The 583-nt window shown below is 74.1% G+C and carries 1 protein-coding gene; it reads left to right on the top strand.

All coding sequences use genetic code 11. The features are described 5' to 3' along the window. On the top strand, nt 1-583 hold a 583-nt coding region (locus SACPADRAFT_RS28270), incomplete at both ends, for a nucleoside triphosphate pyrophosphohydrolase (RefSeq protein ID WP_157577203.1).

The following is a 583-nucleotide window of genomic DNA, read 5'->3' as shown; positions in this document are numbered from 1 at the left end:
GCCGCCGCACTGCGCGCCCGCGGCGCGACCGTCGTGCGGAGCGGGAACCCGGTTCCGCCGCTCGTGCGGGCGGCCGAGGTGATGGACCGGCTGCGGTCCCCGGGCGGGTGCCCGTGGGACGCCGCGCAGACGCACGAGTCGCTGGTGCAGTACCTGGTCGAGGAGACCTACGAACTCCTCGACGCCCTGGAGACCGGCGACCGCGCGGCGATGCGGGAGGAACTCGGGGACGTCCTGCTGCAGGTGCTCTTCCACGCGCGGGTGGCGGCCGAGCACGAGACCGACCCGTTCGACATCGACGTCGTCGCCGACGAGCTGGTGGACAAGCTGGTCAGCAGGCACCCGCACGTGTTCACCGGTGCGGAGACGGTGCACACGGCCGAGCATCAGCAGCAGCGCTGGGAACAGCTCAAACAGGCGGAGAAGGAGCGGGAGTCCCTGGTCGACGGCGTGCCGCTGAGCCAGCCCGCCGCGGCGCTCGCCGGCAAGCTGGGGCAGCGGACCGGGCGGCACGGGGTGCCGTTCGACCTGTTCCCGTCGGGCGGCGACGAGGGCGCACGGCTGTTCCGCCTCGCGGCGGGCG

This window comes from Saccharomonospora iraqiensis subsp. paurometabolica YIM 90007, from assembly GCF_000231035.2.
GTDB classification, from domain to species: Bacteria; Actinomycetota; Actinomycetes; order Mycobacteriales; family Pseudonocardiaceae; genus Saccharomonospora; species Saccharomonospora paurometabolica.
Note: the sequence above shows the minus strand (reverse complement) of the source record. Positions and strands in the feature narration are given on the sequence as shown.